General features: G+C 67.4%; 16 protein-coding genes and 3 rRNA genes. 15 read left to right on the forward strand and 4 right to left on the reverse strand.

The window, feature by feature from the left end; genetic code table 11:
- Positions 1 to 13: 13 nt before the first annotated feature.
- Positions 14 to 2377 (reverse strand): glycoside hydrolase family 31 protein, encoded by a 2364-nt coding sequence (locus tag R2B67_RS31715; RefSeq protein ID WP_317822827.1) that lies wholly within the window; start codon positions 2375 to 2377, stop codon positions 14 to 16.
- 214 nt (positions 2378 to 2591) lie between these two features.
- Between R2B67_RS31715 and R2B67_RS31720 the strand changes: the two genes are divergently transcribed.
- Positions 2592 to 4571, forward strand: coding sequence for an acetoacetate--CoA ligase (locus R2B67_RS31720; RefSeq protein ID WP_317822828.1), 1980 nt, complete (start codon positions 2592 to 2594; stop codon positions 4569 to 4571).
- Between the two features lie 63 nt (positions 4572 to 4634).
- Complete coding sequence (locus tag R2B67_RS31725) at positions 4635 to 5585, forward strand: DUF8829 domain-containing protein (protein ID WP_237324860.1); 951 nt, start codon at positions 4635 to 4637, stop codon at positions 5583 to 5585.
- A gap of 75 nt (positions 5586 to 5660) precedes the next feature.
- Here the strand turns inward: R2B67_RS31725 and ptsP are convergent, their stop codons facing one another.
- Positions 5661 to 7331: a phosphoenolpyruvate--protein phosphotransferase gene (gene ptsP / locus R2B67_RS31730; protein ID WP_317822829.1), complete on the reverse strand. Its 1671-nt coding sequence runs from the start codon at positions 7329 to 7331 to the stop codon at positions 5661 to 5663.
- A gap of 76 nt (positions 7332 to 7407) precedes the next feature.
- Positions 7408 to 7857 carry a PTS sugar transporter subunit IIA gene (locus R2B67_RS31735; RefSeq protein WP_018512548.1) on the reverse strand — a complete coding sequence of 150 codons (450 nt, stop codon included), beginning with the start codon at positions 7855 to 7857 and terminating at the stop codon, positions 7408 to 7410.
- 719 nt (positions 7858 to 8576) lie between these two features.
- Here R2B67_RS31735 and R2B67_RS31740 point away from each other — a divergent pair.
- From R2B67_RS31740 to R2B67_RS31800, 13 genes are all read left to right on the forward strand, one after another.
- A 16S ribosomal RNA gene (locus tag R2B67_RS31740) occupies positions 8577 to 10102 on the forward strand.
- A 297-nt stretch (positions 10103 to 10399) separates the two neighbouring features.
- Positions 10400 to 13525: ribosomal RNA gene (locus R2B67_RS31745) — 23S ribosomal RNA — on the forward strand.
- Positions 13526 to 13603: 78 nt separating this feature from the next.
- A 5S ribosomal RNA gene (gene rrf, locus R2B67_RS31750) occupies positions 13604 to 13720 on the forward strand.
- The 16S, 23S and 5S rRNA genes sit together here, the layout of an rRNA operon.
- A gap of 167 nt (positions 13721 to 13887) precedes the next feature.
- Positions 13888 to 14496: a cardiolipin synthase ClsA gene (locus R2B67_RS31755; RefSeq protein WP_018516183.1), complete on the forward strand. Its 609-nt coding sequence runs from the start codon at positions 13888 to 13890 to the stop codon at positions 14494 to 14496.
- 115 nt (positions 14497 to 14611) lie between these two features.
- Complete coding sequence (locus R2B67_RS31760) at positions 14612 to 17107, forward strand: mannose-1-phosphate guanyltransferase (protein WP_015607273.1); 2496 nt, start codon at positions 14612 to 14614, stop codon at positions 17105 to 17107.
- A 108-nt stretch (positions 17108 to 17215) separates the two neighbouring features.
- The gene (locus tag R2B67_RS31765) at positions 17216 to 18130 is read left to right on the forward strand and encodes a DUF881 domain-containing protein (protein ID WP_317822832.1); all 915 of its coding nucleotides are present in this window, start codon (positions 17216 to 17218) and stop codon (positions 18128 to 18130) included.
- Complete coding sequence (locus tag R2B67_RS31770) at positions 18127 to 18459, forward strand: small basic family protein (protein WP_003970459.1); 333 nt, start codon at positions 18127 to 18129, stop codon at positions 18457 to 18459. The genes R2B67_RS31765 and R2B67_RS31770 overlap by 4 nt, the downstream gene beginning before the upstream one ends.
- A 5-nt stretch (positions 18460 to 18464) precedes the next feature.
- The gene (locus R2B67_RS31775) at positions 18465 to 19280 is read left to right on the forward strand and encodes a DUF881 domain-containing protein (protein ID WP_317822842.1); all 816 of its coding nucleotides are present in this window, start codon (positions 18465 to 18467) and stop codon (positions 19278 to 19280) included.
- Positions 19281 to 19470: 190 nt separating this feature from the next.
- Entirely contained in the window at positions 19471 to 20256 is a 786-nt protein-coding gene (locus R2B67_RS31780; protein ID WP_078533282.1) for an FHA domain-containing protein, read from the forward strand.
- Between the two features lie 42 nt (positions 20257 to 20298).
- Complete coding sequence (gene ftsR, locus R2B67_RS31785; RefSeq protein WP_317822858.1) at positions 20299 to 21042, forward strand: transcriptional regulator FtsR; 744 nt, start codon at positions 20299 to 20301, stop codon at positions 21040 to 21042.
- 53 nt (positions 21043 to 21095) lie between these two features.
- Positions 21096 to 21569, forward strand: a complete 474-nt coding sequence (locus R2B67_RS31790; protein ID WP_006123076.1) for a bifunctional nuclease family protein — start codon at positions 21096 to 21098, stop codon at positions 21567 to 21569.
- Positions 21570 to 21737: 168 nt separating this feature from the next.
- A complete protein-coding gene (locus R2B67_RS31795) occupies positions 21738 to 22364 on the forward strand; it encodes a MerR family transcriptional regulator (protein WP_018516177.1) in 627 nt (208 codons plus the stop codon).
- 98 nt (positions 22365 to 22462) lie between these two features.
- Complete coding sequence (locus R2B67_RS31800) at positions 22463 to 23911, forward strand: DNA polymerase IV (RefSeq protein WP_317822868.1); 1449 nt, start codon at positions 22463 to 22465, stop codon at positions 23909 to 23911.
- Here the strand turns inward: R2B67_RS31800 and R2B67_RS31805 are convergent.
- Positions 23833 to 24204, reverse strand: coding sequence for a PRC-barrel domain-containing protein (locus R2B67_RS31805; RefSeq protein WP_317822870.1), 372 nt, complete (start codon positions 24202 to 24204; stop codon positions 23833 to 23835). The two genes, R2B67_RS31800 and R2B67_RS31805, sit on opposite strands and share 79 nt — an antisense overlap.
- Between the last annotated feature and the right edge of the window lie 88 nt (positions 24205 to 24292).

The following is a 24292-nucleotide window of genomic DNA, read 5'->3' on the forward strand; positions in this document are numbered from 1 at the left end:
CCGGCCGCGCCCCCTACCCCTCCACCCCCCGAATCCGCACCGGAAGCCCCACCGCCTCCGCCCCTTCCCCGCCGTCCCGCTCCACCACGACCCGGTCGCCCTCCCACCGCGACACATACCGCTCCACCTCGGCCCCGGCCCACCCGTCACCCGGGTCCCGGACCACCAGACCGCCCCCTGTCCGCCCCGGCGCAGGCGCCCACACCTCCAGCTCCAGCTCCCCGTCCGCATCCCGCACCGGAAGGACCGCCCCCGCCCGCGCCAGCACCGGGATCCGGGAGAGCGGCGCGTCGACCACCACCGGCCCCGGCCCCTCGTACGCCCGCCCGGTCACCGTGTCGTACCACCGCCCCCGGGGCAGCCGCACCACCCTCCGCTCCGCCCCGCTCTCCATCACCGGCGCCACCAGCAGCGCATCGCCCAGCAGGAACGCGTCCTCGCACCCCCGCAACCCCCGGTCGCCCGGCGCTGCCCACCACACCGGCCGCACATAGGGCGCCCCCGACAGCCGCGCCACGTGCGAGAGCGTCACGAAGTACGGGTGCAGCCGGTCCCGCTCCACCAGCGCCGCCCGCGCGTGCTCCAGCACCTCGGACCCGAACTCCCACGGCTCCCGGCGCCCCGCGTCGATCGCCGAATGGGTCCGGAACAGCGGCAGGTACGCGCCCATCTGGAACCACCGCAGATACAGCTCCGGCGACGGGAACCCGTCGAACCCGCCGACATCCGGACCCGAGTACGGCACCCCGCACAGCCCGAGGCCCAGCACCAGCGAGAGCGAGGCCCGCAGCCCCGGCCACCCGGTCGACACATCACCGGACCAGGTGCCCCCGTACCTCTGCATCCCCGCCCACCCCGACCGTGAGAACAGGAACGGCCGCTCCTCGGGGCGCAGCCGGAGCAGCCCCTCGTACCCGGCACGCGCCATCGCCAGCCCGTACACGTTGTGCGCCTCGCGGTGGTCGCCGCCCGCTCCCTCCAGGACATGCCGGGCCGAACGCGGCAGCGACGGATCCCCGAACGCGGCGAACGACACCGGCTCGTTCATGTCGTGCCAGACCCCCGAAAAGCCCTGCGCAAGCCGCTCCGCATACAGAGATCCCCACCATTCCCGCACAAGCGGATCAGTGAAATCCGGATAGACGCAGGCCCCGGGCCACACCTCACCTACCATCACCCGCCCCCGCGCGTCCCGCACGTACGCCCCACGCTCCCCGAGTTCCACACCCGCGTCGAACACCGCGTCGCCCGGGGCCGCCTTCACCGCCGGATCCACGATCGACACCAGCCGTACGCCCTCGTCGCGCAGCGCCTTCGCCAGCTCGGGCAGGGCAGGGAACCGTTCCCGGTCGACCGTGAACACCCGGTGCCCGTCGTAGTGGTCGATGTCCAGATGCAGCACCGACAGCGGAAGCCCCCGCTCCCGGTACCCGGTCACCACCCGCCGCACCTCCCGCTCACTCCCGAACCCCCACCGGGCGTGCTGCGGCCCCAGCGCCCACGACGGCGGCACCGCCGGCGCACCCGTCAGCGCCGTCCACCCCCGCAGCACCCGGGCCGGCGTCCCCGCCACCACCCAGCACCGCAGCGGCCCGCCCTCCATCCGCACCTCGCACGTCCCCGGCCGGTCGTGCCCGGAGCCCGCGCCCTCCTCGCCCTCACGCACCACGACCCGCCCCGCCCAGGTGTTGTCGTGGAACGCCAGATGGGTCCCCGCGTCCGACACCACCACCTGCACGGGCATCGTCAGATACAGCGGATCGTCCCCCGGACCGAACCGCCCGCCCGGGTCCGTGTTCCACAACCCGTACGCCCCGTCCCGCAGCCGGGGCCCCGACGCCCGCCCGCCGAGACCGAAGAACCGCGCGTCCGCCGGCACCTCCGACCGCTGCACCCACCGCACCGCGCCCCCGCCCACCGGCTCCCACCAGCGCGGCGGCAGCTCCCGCCGCAGCAGCACCCCGCCCGGCGTCCGCAGCTCCACCGCACCGGTCCGCGACACCACCACGGTCAGCCGCTCGGACACCACCTGCCAGCCGCCGTCCTTGTCCGGCTCCAGCACCGCCCGCGGATCCGCCGCCGGCACCTCACCCGCCAGGGCGTACGACGGCAGCGGATCCGCCCCGTCCCACGCCCAGAACACCGCACCGCCCACCGCCACCCGGATCCGCAGCTCCGAACGGGCGAACCGCACCACACCCCCACCGGGACCCGGCTCCGCCCCCACCAGCGCACCGGGCACCCGGGCCCGCTCGGCACCGCGCGGAGGCAGCGCCCGCGCGTCCGCCGACCTGCGCCGCCAGGCCGCGCGCAGCGTCCGCAGCCCCCGTACCGAACCGACCAACCTCACCCGACGCACCAGGTCACGACCGTCCATGGCGCACACCCTGCCACCCGCCAGGACCGCAGAACCTCCCGTTCAACTCCCGTTCACCCACCTCGGCCGAGGAATCGAAGCCCGCCTCACACCGGGCCACTCTGGTGCCGAAGACGATCACATGGCATCGTCCGTGTCAGCCGCTCACGCGCACACCCCAGCCCGTGCGCGCCGACACGCCACCCGCGTACCCGTCCAGCCAGGGAGCCGCCCCATGACCGCAGCCACGCCCGACGCCCCCCTCTGGCAGCCCAGCCCCGAGCGCATCGAGGCCGCGGCCGTGACCCGCTTCCAGAGCTGGGCCGCGAGCCGCTTCGGAGCCCCGGCCGACGGCGGGTACGAGGCCCTGCACCGCTGGTCCGTCGACGAGCTCGACACCTTCTGGCAGGCCGTCGCCGAGTGGTTCGACATCCGCTTCTCCACGCCGTACGAGAGCGTCCTCGGCGACCGCACCATGCCCGGCGCCACCTGGTTCTCCGGCGCCACCCTCAACTACGCCGAACACGCCCTGCGCACCGCCGAGGACCCGGCCCGCGCCGACACCCCGGCCCTCCTGTACGTCGACGAGACCCACACCCAGGTCCCCATCAGCTGGGCCGACCTCCGCCGCCAGGTCGGCGCCCTGGCCGCCGAACTCCGCGCCATCGGCGTCACCCCCGGCGACCGGGTCAGCGGCTACCTCCCCAACATCCCGCAGGCCGTCGTCGCCTTCCTCGCCACCGCGGCCGTCGGCGGCGTCTGGACCTCCTGCGCCCCCGACTTCGGCGCCCGCAGCGTCCTCGACCGGTTCCAGCAGATCGAACCCGTCGTCCTCTTCACCGTCGACGGCTACCGCTACGGCGGCAAGGAGCACGACCGTACGGAGACCGTCGCCGAACTCCGCCGCGAGCTGCCCACCCTCCGCGCCGTCGTCCACATCCCGCTGCTCGGCACCGACGCCCCCGAAGGCGCACTCGCCTGGGCCGCCCTCACCTCCGCCGACACCGAGCCGGTCTTCGAACAGGTCCCCTTCGACCACCCGCTCTGGGTCCTCTACTCCTCCGGCACCACCGGCCTGCCCAAGGCCATCGTCCAGTCCCAGGGCGGCATCCTGCTCGAACACTTCAAGCAGCTCGGCCTCCACTGCGACCTCGGCCCCGAGGACCGCTTCTTCTGGTACACCTCCACCGGCTGGATGATGTGGAACTTCCTCGTCTCCGGCCTCCTCACCGGCACCACCGTCGTCCTGTACGACGGCAGCCCCGGCTACCCGGACGTCAGCGCCCAGTGGCGGATCGCCGAACAGACCGGCGCCACCCTCTACGGCACCTCCGCCGCATACGTCATGGCCTGCCGCAAGGCCGGCATCCACCCCGGCCGCGACTTCGACCTCTCCCGCGTCCAGTGCGTCGCCACCACCGGCTCCCCGCTCCCGCCCGACGGCTTCCGCTGGCTCCACGACGAGGTGGCCGACGACCTCTGGATCGCCTCCGTCAGCGGCGGCACCGACGTCTGCTCCTGCTTCGCCGGAGCCGTCCCCACCCTCCCCGTCCACATCGGCGAGCTCCAGGCCCCCTGCCTGGGCACCGACCTCCAGTCCTGGGACCCGGCGGGCAAGCCCCTCACCAACGAGGTCGGCGAACTCGTCGTCACCAACCCGCTCCCGTCCATGCCGATCCGCTTCTGGAACGACCCCGACGGCAGCCGCTACCACGACAGCTACTTCGACATGTACCCCGGCGTCTGGCGCCACGGCGACTGGATCACCATCACCGACCACGGCTCGGTGATCATCCACGGCCGCTCCGACTCCACCCTGAACCGCCAGGGCGTCCGCATGGGCTCCGCCGACATCTACGAGGCCGTCGAACGGCTCCCCGAGATCCGCGAGTCCCTCGTCATCGGCCTCGAAGAACCCGACGGCGGATACTGGATGCCGCTCTTCGTCCACCTCACCGAAGGCGCCACCCTCGACGACGACCTGCGCGCCGCGATCAAGGCGACCATCCGCGAGAACCTCTCCCCGCGCCACGTACCGGACGAGGTCATCGAGGTCCCCGCCATCCCGCACACCCTCACCGGCAAGCGCATCGAGGTCCCGGTCAAGCGCCTGCTCCAGGGCACCGAGCTCGCCAAGGCGGTCAACCCGGGCTCGGTCGACAACCTCGACCTGCTCCACTTCTACGCCGACCTGGCGGCGAAGCGCCGCGCGTAACGCCACTGTCAGTCCCACTGATTACGCTGAGTGAGCAAGGATTCACCGCGCACAGGGGGACACATGGCGCAGCAGGAAAACACCAAGCGCACCATCAAGCCGACCACCAAACGCAGCTCGAAACACGGCACCACACGACACGGCACCACCCTGCGACGCACACTGCGCCGCGAAGCCCCCAGCACCGTCGGCCTCCTGGTCGACGCCCAGGACTTCGCGGCCATGCGCCGCTACCGCACCTTCCCCTTCGACGACCACACCGCCTATCTGCACCAGGTCGAGGGCCTGCTCAAGTCCCTGGCCGCCCAGGGCATGCACACCACGGTGGCGCTCTTCGACCCGGAGGACTACGCCGATTTCTGCGCGGAGTCCGGACTGGACGCGGACACCGGCGCCAGCCGCAGCCGCTTCACCGCCGAAATCGCCGCCGCCGGAGCCACCGTCGCCTACACCGGCCAGAGCCTGACCGACCTCATCCCGCTCCTGGTCTCCCGCGCGGTCCGCCAGGCCACCTGGGAGTACGCGACACTCCTCCTCGCCGATCTCGGCGCCTGCGCGGAGTGCGGCCAGGACATCGGGCGGGCCGCATTCGACCGCGCCTCCCACCTCCTGACCCGCCTGCTGGAAACGGCGGGCCCGGGCACCCACCACCTGGTCTGCTCCACCCCGACGGAGAACGACCAGCTCCTCGCGGTGCTCCACACCCACCGCGACGCCACGGGCCCGGCCCGCCTGGACACCTCGGAAGGAGCGGAATTCGCCACGGTGCTCGCGGTGGCGATCGCCCTGGAGTCGCCCGGGGGAGTGGTGCTCCGCACCAGCACCCCCGACAGCCCGGACCGCGTCCACGGCTGGCGACTGGCGTACGGCGCCCTCGCCCCGCTCACCGCGGGCGAGGTCTTCAACGCCTACTGCACCGACGCCGAGACCGGAGAGCCCGTCTCCCCGGAGTCCGGCGTGGAGTACAGCGCGGGCTTCGACATCGGAGCCGACCCCGCGGAAAGGCACCACTGACGAGGACAGCGCACACAGCAGGAGGGGCTCCCCACCACCAGGCGGGAAGCCCCTCCGACAGACAACTCACCCTGGCTACTCGCCGGACAGCACAGCCTGAGCGGCGTTGCGCGCCTCTTCGGCGGAGTCGGCCGACCGGGCGGCGTTGGCCGCACGCTCGCACTGGGCCAGCGTGTACTTGGCCAGCGTGGCGCGCACATAAGGAATGGACGCGGCACCCATGGAGAGCGAGGTGACACCCAGACCCGTCAGCACACAGGCCAGCAGCGGATCCGCAGCGGCCTCACCACAGACACCACAGCTCTTGCCCTCGGCACGAGCCGCCTCGGCGGACAGCGCGACAAGATCCAGCAGCGCCGGCTGCCACGGGTCCTGAAGCCGCGACACCGCACCCACCTGACGGTCGGCCGCGAAGGCGTACTGCGCCAGGTCGTTGGTGCCCAGCGAAAGGAACTCGACCTCCTGGAGGATCGACCGTGCCCGCAGAGCGGCGGACGGAATCTCCACCATCGCACCGAACTTCGCCTGCAGCCCGGCCTCACGGCACGCGTCCGCGAACGCCTTGGCGTCGATGCGGTCGGCCACCATGGGCGCCATGACCTCCAGGTACACCGGCAGACCCTCGGCGGCCTTCGCCAGCGCGGTCAGCTGGGTCCGCAGCACATCGGGGTGGTCCAGCAGACTGCGCAGCCCCCGGACACCGAGCGCCGGGTTCGGCTCGTCGGCCGGCGTCAGGAAGTCCAGCGGCTTGTCGGCGCCCGCGTCCAGTACGCGTACGACGACACGCCCCTCGGGGAACGCCTCCAGCACCGCACGGTAGGCCGCGACCTGCTTCTCCTCGGAAGGAGCCTGCTTGCTGTCGTCCAGGAAGAGGAACTCCGTGCGGAACAGCCCGACACCCTCGGCCCCCGCCTCGACCGCCGCGGGCACATCGCCCGGACCGCCGACATTGGCGAGCAGCGGCACCTTGTGCCCGTCCGACGTGGCACCCGGGCCGGTCGAGGCGGACAGCGCAGCCTTACGAGCAGCGGCGGCGGCCTCCATCTCGGCCCGCTTCTCGGCGCTCGGGTCGACGAAGATCTCACCCGTGCTGCCGTCCACCGCCACGATCGTGCCCTCGGCCAGCTCACCGGCGCCGGGCAGAGCCACCACGGCCGGCACACCGAGCGCCCGCGCCAGGATGGCGCTGTGGCTGGTCGGCCCGCCCTCCTCGGTGACGAAGCCGAGCACCAGAGTCGGGTCGAGCAGCGCCGTGTCCGCCGGCGCCAGGTCGCGCGCGATGAGCACATACGGCTCGTCGCTGTCCGGAACCCCGGGCATCGGCACACCGAGCAGCCGCGCCACGATCCGGTTCCGTACGTCGTCGAGGTCGGCGACCCGCCCCGCCAGGTACTCCCCGGCATTGGCGAGCAGCGCCCGGTACGCGGCGAACGCGTCGTACACCGCGCGCTCAGCGGTGCTGCCCACCGCGATACGCCGGTCGACATCGGACATCAGCTCGGGGTCCTGGGCCATCATGGCCTGCGCCTCGAGCACGTGCTGTGCCTCGCCGCCGGCCAGATTGCCGCGCGCGATCAGATCGGCCGCGACCGCCTCCACCGCCTGCCGGGCGCGCCCCTGTTCGCGACCGGCCTCCTCGGCGGGAATCGATTTGGCCGGCGGCTCCAGCACCGCCGTACCCATGTGCCGAACCTCGCCGATGGCCACACCGTGGCTCACGCCGACGCCTCGCAGCGTTGTCTCCATTTCACCCGTCTCCGGTTGTGCGGCGACCGAGTCACCGCGGTGGTTGTGCAACTGGCTTGTCACTGCGCCCGAGGCGTTACTGCCAGCCGAACAGCGTGTCGCCGACCTTCACGTCCCCGTCCTCACGGACATCGGAGAGCGACTCGGCGGTGGCCTCCAGGGCCACGATCGGGCAGATGGGTGACTTGCCGGCCGCCTCGACGCCGGCCGGGTCCCAGCGCACGATGCTCTGGCCCCGGGTCACCGTGTCCCCCTTGTTGACGAGCAGCTCGAAGCCCTCGCCGTTGAGCTGGACGGTGTCGATACCGAGGTGCGTCAGCACCCCGTGCCCGTCGGCGTCGACGACGACGAACGCGTGGGGGTGCAGAGAGACGACGATGCCGTCGACCGGGGACACGGCCTCGGAGGGCTCACGTACGGGGTCGATGGCGGTGCCGGGACCGACCATCGCGCCGGAGAAGACCGGGTCGGGAACCGCAGTGAGTCCGATGGCGCGTCCAGCAAGAGGGGACGTCACGTTGGTCATGGGGAGCCTCCCAGGGGGTGGAGATTCAGGTGTCGCCGCCGCGGCTGATGTGGGGACGGCGTACTGCTCAGCAGAGTAAGTCATATGAAGTCCCGGTTCCGCCCGAGACCGCCCGGTTGACAGGCCTAGGGGTGCACCGCAAGCGATTTGCCTCGATCCCCGGCGACCTGTACTGTCGTACTCCTGCCTGACCCCAACGCGACTTTGAGTCGGGGGTCGGCGGCGACCTTTAAGCCCAGATCCTAACCCTGAACCTCTCTTCGGCATGCCCGAGGGACGTGGTCAGGAAGACGGAAAAGGCCTGATAGAGTCGGACTCGCCGAAAGGGAAAAGCGCGAAAGCGAATTATCTGGAAGCGAAAAGCAGCAAAACCGCTTGACCCGCTTCGACCGGGAATCGGACACGAAAGAGTCTGATAGAGTCGGAAACGCAGGACAGCAAGACAAAGAAACACGAAGGGAAGCGCCCGGAGGGGCCCGGTGAAACGGGACCGAAGGAAGCGTCCGTTCCTTGAGAACTCAACAGCGTGCCAAAAGTCAACGCCAGATATGTTGATACCCCGGCCTGCACCTGGTGCAGGTTGGTGGTTCCTTTGAAAAGTCCTACCAGTTCACTTCGGTGACGGTAGGCGATACACAGCGAGGACGCTGTGAACAACGGGTCTTATTCCGACCGGTTGTTCCGCTCTCGTGATGTGTGCACCCGATTACGGGTAAACATTCACGGAGAGTTTGATCCTGGCTCAGGACGAACGCTGGCGGCGTGCTTAACACATGCAAGTCGAACGATGAAGCCTTTCGGGGTGGATTAGTGGCGAACGGGTGAGTAACACGTGGGCAATCTGCCCTTCACTCTGGGACAAGCCCTGGAAACGGGGTCTAATACCGGATAACACTCTGTCCCGCATGGGACGGGGTTAAAAGCTCCGGCGGTGAAGGATGAGCCCGCGGCCTATCAGCTTGTTGGTGGGGTAATGGCCTACCAAGGCGACGACGGGTAGCCGGCCTGAGAGGGCGACCGGCCACACTGGGACTGAGACACGGCCCAGACTCCTACGGGAGGCAGCAGTGGGGAATATTGCACAATGGGCGAAAGCCTGATGCAGCGACGCCGCGTGAGGGATGACGGCCTTCGGGTTGTAAACCTCTTTCAGCAGGGAAGAAGCGAAAGTGACGGTACCTGCAGAAGAAGCGCCGGCTAACTACGTGCCAGCAGCCGCGGTAATACGTAGGGCGCAAGCGTTGTCCGGAATTATTGGGCGTAAAGAGCTCGTAGGCGGCTTGTCACGTCGGATGTGAAAGCCCGGGGCTTAACCCCGGGTCTGCATTCGATACGGGCTAGCTAGAGTGTGGTAGGGGAGATCGGAATTCCTGGTGTAGCGGTGAAATGCGCAGATATCAGGAGGAACACCGGTGGCGAAGGCGGATCTCTGGGCCATTACTGACGCTGAGGAGCGAAAGCGTGGGGAGCGAACAGGATTAGATACCCTGGTAGTCCACGCCGTAAACGTTGGGAACTAGGTGTTGGCGACATTCCACGTCGTCGGTGCCGCAGCTAACGCATTAAGTTCCCCGCCTGGGGAGTACGGCCGCAAGGCTAAAACTCAAAGGAATTGACGGGGGCCCGCACAAGCAGCGGAGCATGTGGCTTAATTCGACGCAACGCGAAGAACCTTACCAAGGCTTGACATATACCGGAAAGCATCAGAGATGGTGCCCCCCTTGTGGTCGGTATACAGGTGGTGCATGGCTGTCGTCAGCTCGTGTCGTGAGATGTTGGGTTAAGTCCCGCAACGAGCGCAACCCTTGTTCTGTGTTGCCAGCATGCCCTTCGGGGTGATGGGGACTCACAGGAGACTGCCGGGGTCAACTCGGAGGAAGGTGGGGACGACGTCAAGTCATCATGCCCCTTATGTCTTGGGCTGCACACGTGCTACAATGGCCGGTACAATGAGCTGCGATGCCGTGAGGCGGAGCGAATCTCAAAAAGCCGGTCTCAGTTCGGATTGGGGTCTGCAACTCGACCCCATGAAGTCGGAGTTGCTAGTAATCGCAGATCAGCATTGCTGCGGTGAATACGTTCCCGGGCCTTGTACACACCGCCCGTCACGTCACGAAAGTCGGTAACACCCGAAGCCGGTGGCCCAACCCCTTGTGGGAGGGAGCTGTCGAAGGTGGGACTGGCGATTGGGACGAAGTCGTAACAAGGTAGCCGTACCGGAAGGTGCGGCTGGATCACCTCCTTTCTAAGGAGCACTTCTTACCAAGCCTCGGTTTGGTCAGAGGCCAGTACACCGGCGAATGTTCGGTGCTGGTTGCTCATGGGTGGAACGTTGACTATTCGGCACGATGAGCACGGTTTCGTGAGTACTGCTTCGGCGTGGAAAACGGGAACGGGTTGATCGTGTCGGGCACGTTGTTGGGTATCTGAGGGTACGGCCGTAAGGCAGCCTTCTGATCCGGTCCCAGTGAACTCGTCTCCGGACGGGGTGGTGGGTGGCTGGTCGTTGTTTGAGAACTGCACAGTGGACGCGAGCATCTGTGGCCAAGTTTTTAAGGGCGCACGGTGGATGCCTTGGCACCAGGAACCGATGAAGGACGTGGGAGGCCACGATAGTCCCCGGGGAGCTGTCAACCAAGCTTTGATCCGGGGGTTTCCGAATGGGGAAACCCGGCAGTCGTCATGGGCTGTCACCCGCTGCTGAACACATAGGCAGTGTGGAGGGAACGAGGGGAAGTGAAACATCTCAGTACCCTCAGGAAGAGAAAACAACCGTGATTCCGGGAGTAGTGGCGAGCGAAACTGGATGAGGCCAAACCGTATGCGTGTGATACCCGGCAGGGGTTGCGCATGCGGGGTTGTGGGAGTTCTCTTTCATAGTCTGCCGGCTGTGAGACGAGTCAGAAACCGTTGGTGTAGGCGAAGGACATGCGAAAGGTCCGGCGTAGAGGGTAAGACCCCCGTAGCTGAAACATCAACGGCTCGTTTGAGAATCACCCAAGTAGCACGGGGCCCGAGAAATCCCGTGTGAATCTGGCGGGACCACCCGCTAAGCCTAAATATTCCCTGGTGACCGATAGCGGATAGTACCGTGAGGGAATGGTGAAAAGTACCGCGGGAGCGGAGTGAAATAGTACCTGAAACCGTGTGCCTACAAGCCGTGGGAGCGTCGCGCATCGAGCTTGCTCGGTGCGTCGTGACTGCGTGCCTTTTGAAGAATGAGCCTGCGAGTTAGCGGTGTGTAGCGAGGTTAACCCGTGTGGGGAAGCCGTAGCGAAAGCGAGTCCGAACAGGGCGTTTGAGTTGCACGCTCTAGACCCGAAGCGGAGTGATCTAGCCATGGGCAGGTTGAAGCGGAGGTAAGACTTCGTGGAGGACCGAACCCACCAGGGTTGAAAACCTGGGGGATGACCTGTGGTTAGGGGTGAAAGGCCAATCAAACTCCGTGATAGCTGGTTCTCCCCGAAATGCATTTAGGTGCAGCGTCGTGTGTTTCTTGCCGGAGGTAGAGCACTGGATAGGCGATGGGCCCTACCGGGTTACTGACCTTAGCCAAACTCCGAATGCCGGTAAGTGAGAGCGCGGCAGTGAGACTGTGGGGGATAAGCTCCATGGTCGAGAGGGAAACAGCCCAGAGCATCGACTAAGGCCCCTAAGCGTACGCTAAGTGGGAAAGGATGTGGAGTCGCAGAGACAACCAGGAGGTTGGCTTAGAAGCAGCCACCCTTGAAAGAGTGCGTAATAGCTCACTGGTCAAGTGATTCCGCGCCGACAATGTAGCGGGGCTCAAGCGTACCGCCGAAGTCGTGTCATTCATACACATATCCCCAACGGGAGTATGGATGGGTAGGGGAGCGTCGTGTGCCGGGTGAAGCAGCCGCGGAAGCGAGTTGTGGACGGTTCACGAGTGAGAATGCAGGCATGAGTAGCGATACACACGTGAGAAACGTGTGCGCCGATTGACTAAGGGTTCCTGGGTCAAGCTGATCTGCCCAGGGTAAGTCGGGACCTAAGGCGAGGCCGACAGGCGTAGTCGATGGACAACCGGTTGATATTCCGGTACCCGCTTTGAAACGCCCAGTACTGAATCAGGCGATGCTAAGTCCGTGAAGCCGGCCCGATCTCTTCGGAGTTGAGGGTAGTGGTGGAGCCGATGAACCAGACTTGTAGTAGGTAAGCGATGGGGTGACGCAGGAAGGTAGTCCAGCCCGGGCGGTGGTTGTCCCGGGGTAAGGGTGTAGGACGCACGGTAGGCAAATCCGTCGTGCATATAAGTCTGAGACCTGATGCCGAGCCGATTGTGGTGAAGTGGATGATCCTATGCTGTCGAGAAAAGCCTCTAGCGAGTTTCATGGCGGCCCGTACCCTAAACCGACTCAGGTGGTCAGGTAGAGAATACCGAGGCGTTCGGGTGAACTATGGTTAAGGAACTCGGCAAAATGCCCCCGTAACTTCGGGAGAAGGGGGGCCATTCCTGGTGATAGCACTTGCTGCTTGAGCTGGGGGTGGCCGCAGAGACCAGCGAGAAGCGACTGTTTACTAAAAACACAGGTCCGTGCGAAGCCGTAAGGCGATGTATACGGACTGACGCCTGCCCGGTGCTGGAACGTTAAGGGGACCGGTTAGTGCACTTTCGGGTGTGCGAAGCTGAGAACTTAAGCGCCAGTAAACGGCGGTGGTAACTATAACCATCCTAAGGTAGCGAAATTCCTTGTCGGGTAAGTTCCGACCTGCACGAATGGCGTAACGACTTCTCGACTGTCTCAACCATAGGCCCGGTGAAATTGCACTACGAGTAAAGATGCTCGTTTCGCGCAGCAGGACGGAAAGACCCCGGGACCTTTACTATAGTTTGATATTGGTGTTCGGTTCGGCTTGTGTAGGATAGGTGGGAGACTGTGAAGCGGCCACGCCAGTGGTTGTGGAGTCGTCGTTGAAATACCACTCTGGTCGTGCTGGATGTCTAACCTGGGTCCGTGATCCGGATCAGGGACAGTGTCTGATGGGTAGTTTAACTGGGGCGGTTGCCTCCTAAAGAGTAACGGAGGCGCCCAAAGGTTCCCTCAGCCTGGTTGGCAATCAGGTGTTGAGTGTAAGTGCACAAGGGAGCTTGACTGTGAGACCGACGGGTCGAGCAGGGACGAAAGTCGGGACTAGTGATCCGGCAGTGGCTTGTGGAAGCGCTGTCGCTCAACGGATAAAAGGTACCCCGGGGATAACAGGCTGATCTTCCCCAAGAGTCCATATCGACGGGATGGTTTGGCACCTCGATGTCGGCTCGTCGCATCCTGGGGCTGGAGTCGGTCCCAAGGGTTGGGCTGTTCGCCCATTAAAGCGGTACGCGAGCTGGGTTTAGAACGTCGTGAGACAGTTCGGTCCCTATCCGCTGCGCGCGTAGGAATATTGAGAAGGGCTGTCCCTAGTACGAGAGGACCGGGACGGACGAACCTCTGGTGTGCCAGTTGTCCTGCCAAGGGCATGGCTGGTTGGCTACGTTCGGAAAGGATAACCGCTGAAAGCATCTAAGCGGGAAGCCTGCTTCGAGATGAGTATTCCCACCCTCTTGAGGGGTTAAGGCTCCCAGTAGACGACTGGGTTGATAGGCCAGATGTGGAAGCCCTGTAAGGGGTGGAGCTGACTGGTACTAATAGGCCGAGGGCTTGTCCTCAGTTGCTCGCGTCCACTGTGTTAGTTCTGAAATAACGAACAGCTGTGATTGCACCGGTTGTTCAGAATTTCATAGTGTTTCGGTGGTCATTGCGTTAGGGAAACGCCCGGTTACATTCCGAACCCGGAAGCTAAGCCTTTCAGCGCCGATGGTACTGCAGGGGGGACCCTGTGGGAGAGTAGGACGCCGCCGAACAATTTTTGTGGGAAAGCCCCGCACCCTTGTGGTGCGGGGCTTTTCTGCATTCCGGGCTCCATAGCGGCCGCCAGCTCCGCCCCCGCCCACCCCTGTGCAGGTGCCGGCCGAGGCTGAGGGTAAGGTCGGGGGGCATCATTCGCACGTTCTTCACAGGAGGCTCCCGGGTGGAGGTCCAGGAGACTCGGGTCCAGACGGACCGGGTCCTCACCATCCCCAACATCCTCAGCATGGCTCGCCTTGTCGGGGTACCGCTCTTCCTGTGGCTGATTCTCCGCCCCGTGTTCGGCGGCCCCAACAGCGACGGCTGGGCGCTGCTGGTGCTGATGCTCAGCGGCATCAGCGATTACCTCGACGGCAAGCTCGCCCGGCGGTGGAACCAGATCAGCAGTCTCGGCCGGCTCCTGGACCCGGCTGCCGACCGCCTCTACATCCTCTCGACCCTTCTCGGCCTCACCTGGCGTGAGATCCTGCCGCTCTGGCTCACCGCGGCCCTGCTGGCCCGTGAGCTGATGCTGCTCGTGATGGTGGCCATCCTGCGGCGCCACGGCTATCCGCCGCCGCAGGTCAACTTCCTCGGGAAAGCTGCAACTTTCAACCTGATGTACGCGTTCCCCTTGTTGCTGCTCAGCGACGGGAGTGGTTGGCTGGCTACCGTGGCCGCCGTTTTCGGATGGGCGTTCGCAGGATGGGGTACAACGCTGTATTGGTGGGCAGGGATCCTCTACGTGGTCCAGGTCCGCCGGCTCGTCAAGGCGGATGCAGTAGCCGATTGAACTCGTTGATGCGGTGCCGTGCAGTGTGGCCGGCCCGCGGTGTGATGTCTTGAGTGTGATGCCCCGACGGGCGAAATCGGCTGACCGTCGTCTCTTCTAGGAGGACGTTACCGATATGAAGGCCGTCGTGATGGCTGGTGGCGAAGGCACACGCCTGCGCCCCATGACCTCGAGCATGCCCAAGCCGCTCCTGCCCGTGGCCAATCGGCCGATCATGGAGCATGTCCTGCGGCTTCTCAAGCGGCATGGGCTCAATGAGACCGTAGTGACCGTCCAGTTCCTCGCCTCCCTCGTAAAGAACTATTTCGGGGACGGCGAAGAGCTCGGGATGGAGCTCACCTATGCCAACGAGGAGAAGCCACTCGGCACCGCGGGGAGCGTGAAGAACGCCGAGGAGGCGTTGAAGGACGACACCTTCCTCGTCATTTCCGGTGACGCGCTCACCGACTTCGATCTCACCGACCTCATCGCCTTCCACAAGGAGAAGGGCGGACTCGTCACGGTCTGTCTGACCCGGGTCCCCAATCCGCTGGAATTCGGCATCACCATCGTCGACGAGAACGGCCAGGTCGAACGCTTCCTGGAGAAGCCGACCTGGGGCCAGGTCTTCTCGGACACGGTGAACACGGGCATCTATGTGATGGAGCCCGAGGTCTTCGACTACGTCCAGGCCGATACCTCCGTCGACTGGTCGGGTGACGTCTTCCCGCAGCTGATGAAGGAAGGCAAGCCGATCTACGGCTATATCGCCGAGGGCTACTGGGAAGACGTCGGTACGCACGAGAGCTATGTGAAGGCCCAGGCGGACGTCCTGGAGCGCAAGGTCGACGTGGAGCTCGACGGCTTCGAGATCTCGCCCGGCGTGTGGGTGGCCGAAGGTGCGGAGGTCCACCCCGACGCCGTGCTCCGCGGGCCGCTGTACATCGGTGACTACGCCAAGGTCGAAGCGGACGTCGAGATCCGTGAGCACACCGTCGTGGGCTCCAACGTCGTCGTCAAGACCGGCGCCTTTCTTCACAAGGCCGTGGTCCACGACAACGTCTACATCGGACAGCACAGCAACCTCCGGGGCTGCGTGGTCGGCAAGAACACCGACATCATGCGCGCGGCCCGGATCGAGGACGGTGCTGTCATCGGTGACGAGTGTCTGGTCGGCGAGGAGTCGATCATCCAGGGCAATGTGCGGGTGTACCCGTTCAAGACCATCGAGGCCGGTGCGTTCGTCAACACCTCGGTGATCTGGGAATCCCGTGGGCAGGCACATCTCTTCGGGGCGCGCGGCGTCTCCGGGATCCTGAACGTCGAGATCACCCCCGAGCTGGCGGTCCGGCTGGCCGGCGCCTACGCCACGACCCTCAAGAAGGGGTCGACGGTCACGACCGCCCGTGACCACTCCCGAGGTGCGCGCGCCCTCAAGCGAGCCGTCATCTCGGCGCTCCAGGCCAGCGCCATCGACGTACGCGACCTGGAGAACGTACCGCTGCCCGTGGCCCGCCAGCAGACGGCGCGAGGCAGTGCGGGCGGCATCATGATCCGCACGTCGCCGGGGGTGCCCGACTCGGTGGACATCATGTTCATCGACGAGCGGGGCGCCGACCTCTCGCAGGCCCAGCAGCGCAAGCTGGACCGCGTCTACGCCCGTCAGGAGTACCGCAGGGCCTTCCCCGGGGAGATCGGCGACCTGCACTTCCCGTCCAGCGTCTTCGACTCGTACACCGGCTCCCTGCTCCGCAACGTGGACATCGCGGGGATCGCCGACTCCGGGCTCAAGGTCGTCGTGGACGCCTCCAACGGGTCCGCCGGGCTTGTGCTGCCGAGCCTCCTCGGACGGCTCGGGGTGGACGCCCTGACGATCAACCCGGGGCTCGACGAATCGCGCCCCACCGAGTCCGCCGAGACCCGCCGTGCCGGCCTCGTCCGGCTCGGGGAGATCGTGTCCTCGGCGCGGGCAGCCTTCGGCGTCCGCTTCGACCCGGTCGGTGAGCGGCTCTCCCTCGTGGACGAGCTGGGCCGGATCATCGAGGACGACCGGGCCCTGCTGGTCATGCTGGACCTCGTCGCCGCCGAGCGGCGCAGCGGGCGCGTCGCCCTGCCGGTGACCACCACGCGCGTCGCCGAGCAGGTGGCGGCCTACCACGGCACCCAGGTGGAGTGGACGACCACCTCGCCCGACGACCTGACCCGGGTGGGACGTGAAGAGACCACCATCTTCGGAGGAGACGGGCGCGGCGGGTTCATCGTTCCCGAATTCAGCAGCGTCTTCGACGGGACAGCCGCTTTCGTCCGGCTCATCGGACTCGTGGCCCGGACCCAGCTCACCCTGAGCCAGATCGACGCCCGTATCCCGCGGGCCCACGTCCTGCGCCGCGACCTCGCGACGCCCTGGGCGGTGAAGGGCCTCGTCATGCGCAGCGTCGTCGAGGCGGCCGGGGACCGCAGCGTGGACACCACGGACGGCGTCCGGGTGGTCGAGGCGGACGGACGGTGGATCATGGTGCTGCCCGACCGGGCGGAGGCCGTCACCCATCTGTGGGCGGAAGGCCCGGACGACGCCTCCGCACAGGCGCTGCTCGACGAGTGGTCCGCCGTGGTGGAGAGCGCGGGCGAGTGACCTTCTGACACCCGTGCACCGGAACTCCCCGACAGGGATTTCCGGTGCACCGGCGTCACCGGTGGGGCCATTCGGCGGCAGCCGTAGTGACGTGCGACGATGTGCGGCATGTCGCAGCAGCCCCCCGATCGGAGCACACCCTCGCCGCCCGCACGTCCTGACGCCTCCATGTCGCTGCTGAACAACGTGATGGACCACAGCCTCGACGACGGTTACGCGGAGGCCTCGGCCCGCCGCCAGGCCGACGGGAGCGCGGGGCTGCCCCGTACGCTCAAGTCGAAGCTCGGCCTCGCCGCCGGTCTGGTGGTGGCCGCCCTCGTGGTCACCCTCGGAGCCGCCGAGGCGCGGGTGTCGGCGCCGGTCGTCGCGAAGGAACGCGAAGAGCTGATCGACCGCATCAACGCCGAGACCCGGGCAGCCGACACGCTTGAGTCCGATGTCGACAAGCTCCGCAGCGATGTGAGCGAGCGGCAGCGCAAGGCGCTGGAACAGCACGGCGGGGACCAGGGGGAGCTGGTGGCGCTCCTGTCCGGGGCGACCCCGGTCCAGGGCCCCGGCGTGAAGCTCGTCGTGGATGACGCCAAGAACACCGATCAGGGCGGGGGCGGGCCCCGTGAGTCGTCGAGCTTCTCCGACACGGGCCGGGTGCGCGACCGGGACATGCAGCGGGTCGTCAACGGCCTGTGGGAGTCCGGCGCCGAGGCCATCGCCATCAATGGGCAAAGGCTGACGGCACTGTCGGCGATCCGCGCTGCGGGCGACGCCATACTGGTCGACAACAGGCCGCTCGTACCGCCCTACACGGTGCTCGCGGTGGGGGACGGGAAGAATCTCGCCGCCGCGTTCCGGGACAGCGCCGACGGCCAGTACCTGAACGCGCTCAAGGAGAGCTTCGACATCCGCACCAGCTTGTCCGATCAGGCCGAGGTGCGGCTCCCGGCCGCACCGAGCCTGATCGTCCGTACAGCAGAGCCGAAGGCCGCCGGCAGTGGTGCGGCAGAATCAGGGAAGGGCACATCGTGATCGCCGTACTGGGCCTCGTCGTGGGAGTCGTGGTCGGACTGTTGGTCCGGCCCGAAGTACCGGCGGTGGTCGAGCCCTATCTCCCGATCGCCGTGGTCGCCGCGCTCGACGCGGTCTTCGGGGGTCTGCGGGCCATGCTCGACGGCATCTTCGTCGACAAGGTCTTCGTGGTGTCGTTCCTCTCCAACGTCGTCGTCGCCGCACTGATCGTGTTCCTGGGCGACAAACTGGGTGTCGGCGCGCAGCTCTCCACCGGTGTGGTGGTCGTGCTCGGCATCCGGATCTTCTCCAACGCCGCCGCGATCCGCCGGCACGTCTTCCGGGCTTGAGGCCGATGAACAACGACGAGAACCAGTCTCAGCCCCAGCCTCTGCCCGAGCCCGAGAAGCCGGACACGCCTGTGCGGCCGGAGCCGCCCGCCGCCGAGGAGGTCTCCGGGCGTCAGAGGCTGCTCGCGGGCCTGTGGCCGCCCCGGGTGAGCCGGGCCCAACTCATCGTCGCCGTGCTGCTGTTCGGGCTCGGTCTGGGGCTGGCCATCCAGGTGCGGTCCACCAGCGACGACAGCGCGCTGCGCGGCGCGCGGCAGGAGGACCTGGTCCGGATCCTCGACGAGGTCGACGACCGGACGCAGCGTCTGGAGGACGAGAAGCAGCGTCTGGACGCCCAGCGCACCGAGCTGGAGAACAGCTCGGACCAGGCCGAGGAGGCCCGGAAACAGACGCTGGAGAAGGAACGTCAGCTGGGGATCCTCGCGGGTACGGTGGCGGCCCAGGGCCCCGGCATCACGCTGACGATCAGTGACCCCTCCGGCGCGGTCGCGGCCGACAAGCTGCTCGATACCGTCCAGGAGCTGCGCGCGGCGGGCGCCGAGGCCATCGAGGTCAACGGCGTGCGGGTGGTGGCCAACACGTACTTCTCCGGGGAGGGCGGTGACATCCAGGTGGACGGCAAGAAGATCGAAGCACCGTACGAGTTCAAGGTGATCGGCAAGCCGCAGGACCTGGAGCCCGCCCTCAACATCCCCGGAGGCGTCGTGCAGACGCTCGAGAAGGAGCAGGCCACGGCGGTCGTGGAGCGCTCCGAGGAGATCGTCGTCGACGCCTTGCGACCGGCGGAGCGGCCTGACTACGCTCGGTCGTCGTCCCCGTGAGCGCGCCGGGCCGGAGGGCCGGTGGACGAGAGCGCGAGGTTGCGGGGGGTCGGCGCACCGGATTGGTGGTGCGTGGTGGAAACTGTCGGGTGGATACGGACGTTGTGAAGATGTCCGGGTCGGCAGGTGTGTTCATTCAGGGTTCGTCCTGCCCCACGGGCGGGTCTATGTCGGTCAAGGGGAATCGCCCGTGAAGTTTTTTGCGAAGTTGTTCGGGAAGAGCGCGCGCGAGGACAGCAACAGTGCTGCCCGCCACCGTGCTCCGCGCCACGGCCAGGTCGAGGGGCAGGAGGCGGAGCGTCCGCTCTTCCGCGATGAGGTGTCCGGTGACGCCACTCAGACCGGTATCGACGTGTCGTCCATTGACCCTGCCGGTGCCGGCCGCATAGGTTTCGGCGAACCATCAACCTCAGGTGCGGGTGGAGGGTTCACCCCGGAGGGCTCGTCGATGACGGTCTGTACGAGGTGCGGCCACCGCAATGCGGAGGCCGGCCGATTCTGCTCCAACTGCGGCGCGCCGTTGCGGGGCGGTGTCCCCGAGCGTGCCTCGGAGACGACGTCCACGATCTCCATCTCCGGTCTTGAGGCGTACGAGGCCGAGGCGACAGGCCAGACGGCTCTGCCCTCGCTCTCCCCGGAGGCCCAGGCCGCCGTCGACGCGCTGCCCGGGGGTTCGGCGCTCCTGGTCGTGCGCCGCGGCCCCAATTCCGGCAGCCGTTTCCTGCTGGACAGCGACCTCACGACCGCCGGCCGTCACCCGCAGAGCGACATCTTTCTCGACGACGTGACCGTGTCGCGGCGTCATGTGGAGTTCCGCAGGGGTCCGGACGGTAGCTTCACGGTGGGTGACGTCGGCAGCCTCAACGGTACCTATGTCAACCGCGAGCGCATCGATTCGGTCCTGCTGTCCAACGGCGACGAAGTCCAGATCGGAAAGTACCGCCTGGTCTTCTACGCGAGCCCGCGGGGCGTGTGACCAGCCCCCGGACCCTGTCCGCGGGAATCCCCAGGAAGGCCCATGCTGCGAACACCGACAGGCGGCTCCGGTGACGGTACCGCCACCGCGGATGCGCGCTGGGTGAGCATCGGAACGGTGCTCACCCGGCTGCGCGAAGAGTTTCCGGAAGTCACGATCTCCAAGATCCGCTTTCTGGAGGCCGAGGGGCTCATCGAGCCGCAGCGGACTCCCTCCGGGTACCGGAAGTTCGCCCCCGGTGATGTGGAGCGCCTCGCGCAGGTGCTCCGCATGCAGCGGGACCACTATCTGCCGCTCAAGGTCATCCGGGAGCACCTGGACGCCCTGGCCCGGGGGGAGCAGCCGGCGCTGCCCTCGCCGTGCGGTCAGCGCGATCTCGGCGACGGTGTGTGGGATTCCGGCCCCGGTACGGCGACCGCCGCGCGGATCGGGCGCGCCGAGCTCCTGGCGGCCGCCCAGGTCGACGAGGAGCAGCTGGAGGAGTGGGAGTCCTACGGGCTCATCGTCCCGGCTCCCGAGGGCGGCTACGACGCCGAGATGGTGACCGTGGCCAGGCTGGTGGCGGATCTGGGGCGATTCGGTCTGGAACCGCGCCATCTGCGCGCCATGCGCGCCTCCGCGGACCGGGAGGCGGGGCTGGTGGAACAGCTGGTCGCACCGCTGCGCCTGCACCGGAATCCGCAGACCAGGGCCCATGCCGAGGCCACGGCGAACGAGCTGGCCGAGCTCTCCGTACGGCTGCACGCGGCGCTCGTCCAGAGCGCTCTGCGGAGCCGTCTGCACTGAGCTCGGGGGAGCCCGACTACCCAAACATGGCGAGCACGTCCTAGGGTTGCTGTGTGAACGAGCTCGACGTTGTCGGTGTCCGGGTGGAAATGCCCTCCAACCAACCGATCGTTCTCCTGCGTGAAGTGGGAGGCGACCGGTACCTCCCCATTTGGATCGGTCCTGGGGAGGCGACCGCCATTGCCTTCGCCCAGCAGGGCATGGCTCCGGCCAGGCCGCTGACCCATGACCTGTTCAAGGATGTGCTCGAGGCCGTGGGCCAGGAGCTCACCGAGGTCCGCATCACGGACCTTCGCGAAGGGGTCTTCTACGCGGAGCTCGTCTTCGCCAGCGGGGTCGAGGTGAGTGCCCGGCCGTCCGACGCCATAGCGCTCGCCCTGCGGACCGGCACGCCGATCTACGGCAGTGACGGCGTGCTGGACGATGCGGGCATCGCGATCCCCGACGAGCAGGAGGACGAGGTGGAGAAGTTCCGCGAATTCCTCGACCAGATCTCACCGGAGGACTTCGGTACGAACAGCCAGTGACCGTCCCGCAAGGGTGTCGTCAGCGCATCCGACAAGCCTTTCCCGGAAGCGAGACACGGGAAACCACCCTCAGGGTGATTATCACTCGGCGTGCCGAGTGTGGCGATCGTTGACGCACCCCCAGTGACTGCCTACCTTCGAGTGGGCAGGTCAAGGACGGAGGTCGGCGTGAGAAGCAGCGGCGACGGTACGGCGGCGGGTGGGCCGTATCCGCAGCACGGCAGTGGAGCCGACCACGCCATCAGGCAGCCGGTTCAGCCGGCCGCGGTGGCGGCGGGCGGCGTGGCAGCGGCGAGCGATGCCGGCGACATCGGCTATCGCGGACCGACGGCGTGCGCGGCGGCGGGGATCACCTACCGCCAGCTGGACTACTGGGCGCGTACGGGGCTGGTGGAGCCGAGCGTGCGGCCGGCCTACGGGTCGGGGACCCAGCGTCTCTACAGTTTCCGGGACGTGGTCCTCCTCAAGATCGTCAAGCGGTTCCTGGACACCGGGGTCGCTCTGCAGAACATCCGCACCACGGTCCAGCACCTGCGGGCCCGGGGGTTCCAGGATCTTGAGCGCATGACGCTGATGAGCGACGGGGCGACGGTCTACGAGTGCTCATCACCCGACGAGGTCGTCAGCCTTCTCCAGGGTGGTCAGGGCGTCTTCGGGATCGCCGTCGGCGTCGTCTGGCGCGATGTGGACGCGGCGCTCTCCCAGCTCCACGGCGAGCGGGTCGACACCGGTGAGACGCTCATCGGCAACAACCCGGCCGACGAGCTGGCCCGGCGCCGCAACCGCGCCGGATGAGCGGCTGAGGGCACAGGACGGTACGGAACGGGGCGGCCCGGCACTCCACGGAGTGCCGGGCCGCCCCGTTGTCAGTGGTGTAGGGCAGCATCGACGGTGTGAGACCCGCGCCGACCATCCTTCACCTGGACATGGATGCCTTCTACGCCTCGGCGGAGCAGGCGGCCAAGCCCAGCCTGCGCGGAAAGGCGGTCGTGGTGGGCGGCCTCGGCCCCCGGGGGGTCGTCGCCACCGCCTCGTACGAAGCACGGGTTCTGGGCGTGCACTCCGCGATGCCGACGGCCCAGGCCAGACGGCTCGCGCCGAACGCCGCCTATCTGGTGCCCCGCTTCTCGCTCTACCGGTCGGTGAGCGAGCAGGTGATGGAGCTCCTGGGGCGGCTCTCGCCGCTGGTGGAGCCGCTGAGTCTGGACGAGGCCTTCGTCGACCTGGAGGCGGGCGGGGTCGCGGACGACACGGTGTCGGCGCGCAGGACGGGGGAGCGGCTGCGTACGGCCATCCGGGAGGTGACCGGGCTGAGCGGGTCGGTCGGGCTCGCCGGTTCCAAGATGCTCGCCAAGATCGCCTCCGAGCAGGCCAAGCCGGACGGGCTTGTGCTCATCGAGCCGGGCACCGAGCGCGAGCTGCTCGCCCCCATGTCGGTGCGGACGCTGCCGGGCGTCGGGCCCGCCACCGGGGACCACCTCCGGCGCGCCGGGATGACCACCGTCCACGACCTCGCGGAGGCGGGGGAGGCGGAGCTCGTACGGCTGGTGGGCAAGGCCCACGGTCATGGGCTGTACCGGATGGCGCTGGGGCTCGACGACCGGCCGGTGGTCGCCGAGCGGGACGCCAAGTCCGTATCGGTCGAGGACACCTTCGATGTGGACCTGCACGACCGCGTGCGGGTGCGCGCCGAGGTGGAGCGGCTGGCCGTGCGGTGCGTGGAGCGGCTGCGGTCCGCCGACCGGTCGGGGCGCACGGTGGTGCTGAAGGTGCGCCGCTACGACTTCTCCACCCTGACCCGCTCCGAGACCCTCAGGGGCCCCACGGACGACCCCACGGTGGTCCGGGAGGCGGCCGCGCGGCTGCTGGAGGCGGTGGACACCACCGGGGGCGTACGGCTGCTGGGCGTGGGCGTCACGGGGCTCGCGGACTTCACGCAGGAGGATCTGTTCGCACAGGCCGCGGACGCCCGGGAGCTGGCGGCCCGGGCGGAGGTGTCCGAGAAGCCGGTCACGGAGGACGACAAGCCGGTCGAGGAGGAGCCCGAGAGCGCCGAGCAGCTCGCCGCCCGGCGCTGGCCCGCCGGACACGACGTACGCCACACGGCGCACGGACACGGATGGGTGCAGGGGAGCGGGGTGGGCCGGGTGACGGTCCGGTTCGAGGAGCCCGGCGGGCCGGTCGGCCGGGTCGTCACGTTCCGCGTCGACGACCCGGAGCTGAGCCCCGCCGATCCGCTGCCGCTGGTCCGCGACCCGGTCGACTACTCCTCCTGGCCGGCCAGCCTGCCGAAGTCACGGTCGGGGCCGGCCTCCGCCGCCGGCGGGGAGTCCAGACCGTAATGGCGGTAGAGCTGCAGCTCCTGCTCCGGGGAGAGGTGCCGCCCGACGCCGAAGTCCGGGGCGCCCTTGATCAGCGTGCGGTCGAACGGGACCCGCAGCTCGTCCTCGACGAACTCGCTCGGCTCCAGCGGGACGAAGGCGTCCCTGCTGAACAGGCCGGTGCGGACGGCCGCCCACTCGGGCACGCCCGTCGCGTCGTCGAGATAGACCTCATCCACCGTTCCGATCTTGGCGCCCTTGCGATCGAAGGCCTTGCGGCCGATCAGGCGGCGCGGATCGATGTCGGTCTGCACGGTGCCTCCTACTGGTCCCACTGCCTGAAAGGTGGTCCTCTGTCACTTCAGGGGTGATCCCCTGTCGCTATACCAGCACCAGACAAGT

Origin of the sequence: Streptomyces cyaneofuscatus (assembly GCF_033109485.1) — a bacterium.
In the GTDB taxonomy this organism is placed as follows: Bacteria; Actinomycetota; Actinomycetes; order Streptomycetales; family Streptomycetaceae; genus Streptomyces; species Streptomyces cyaneofuscatus.

What these genes read in the sequence shown, in the direction of transcription:
- R2B67_RS31735 (WP_018512548.1), bottom strand. Translation starts at nt 7,857, where the DNA reads ATGACCAACGTGACGTCCCCTCTTGCTGGACGCGCCATCGGACTCACT.
- R2B67_RS31760 (WP_015607273.1), top strand. Translation starts at nt 14,612, where the DNA reads ATGAAGGCCGTCGTGATGGCTGGTGGCGAAGGCACACGCCTGCGCCCC.
- R2B67_RS31775 (WP_317822842.1), top strand. Translation starts at nt 18,465, where the DNA reads ATGAACAACGACGAGAACCAGTCTCAGCCCCAGCCTCTGCCCGAGCCC.
- ftsR (WP_317822858.1), top strand. Translation starts at nt 20,299, where the DNA reads ATGCTGCGAACACCGACAGGCGGCTCCGGTGACGGTACCGCCACCGCG.
- R2B67_RS31725 (WP_237324860.1), top strand. Translation starts at nt 4,635, where the DNA reads ATGGCGCAGCAGGAAAACACCAAGCGCACCATCAAGCCGACCACCAAA.
- R2B67_RS31765 (WP_317822832.1), top strand. Translation starts at nt 17,216, where the DNA reads ATGTCGCAGCAGCCCCCCGATCGGAGCACACCCTCGCCGCCCGCACGT.
- ptsP (WP_317822829.1), bottom strand. Translation starts at nt 7,331, where the DNA reads ATGGAGACAACGCTGCGAGGCGTCGGCGTGAGCCACGGTGTGGCCATC.
- R2B67_RS31715 (WP_317822827.1), bottom strand. Translation starts at nt 2,377, where the DNA reads ATGGACGGTCGTGACCTGGTGCGTCGGGTGAGGTTGGTCGGTTCGGTA.
- R2B67_RS31720 (WP_317822828.1), top strand. Translation starts at nt 2,592, where the DNA reads ATGACCGCAGCCACGCCCGACGCCCCCCTCTGGCAGCCCAGCCCCGAG.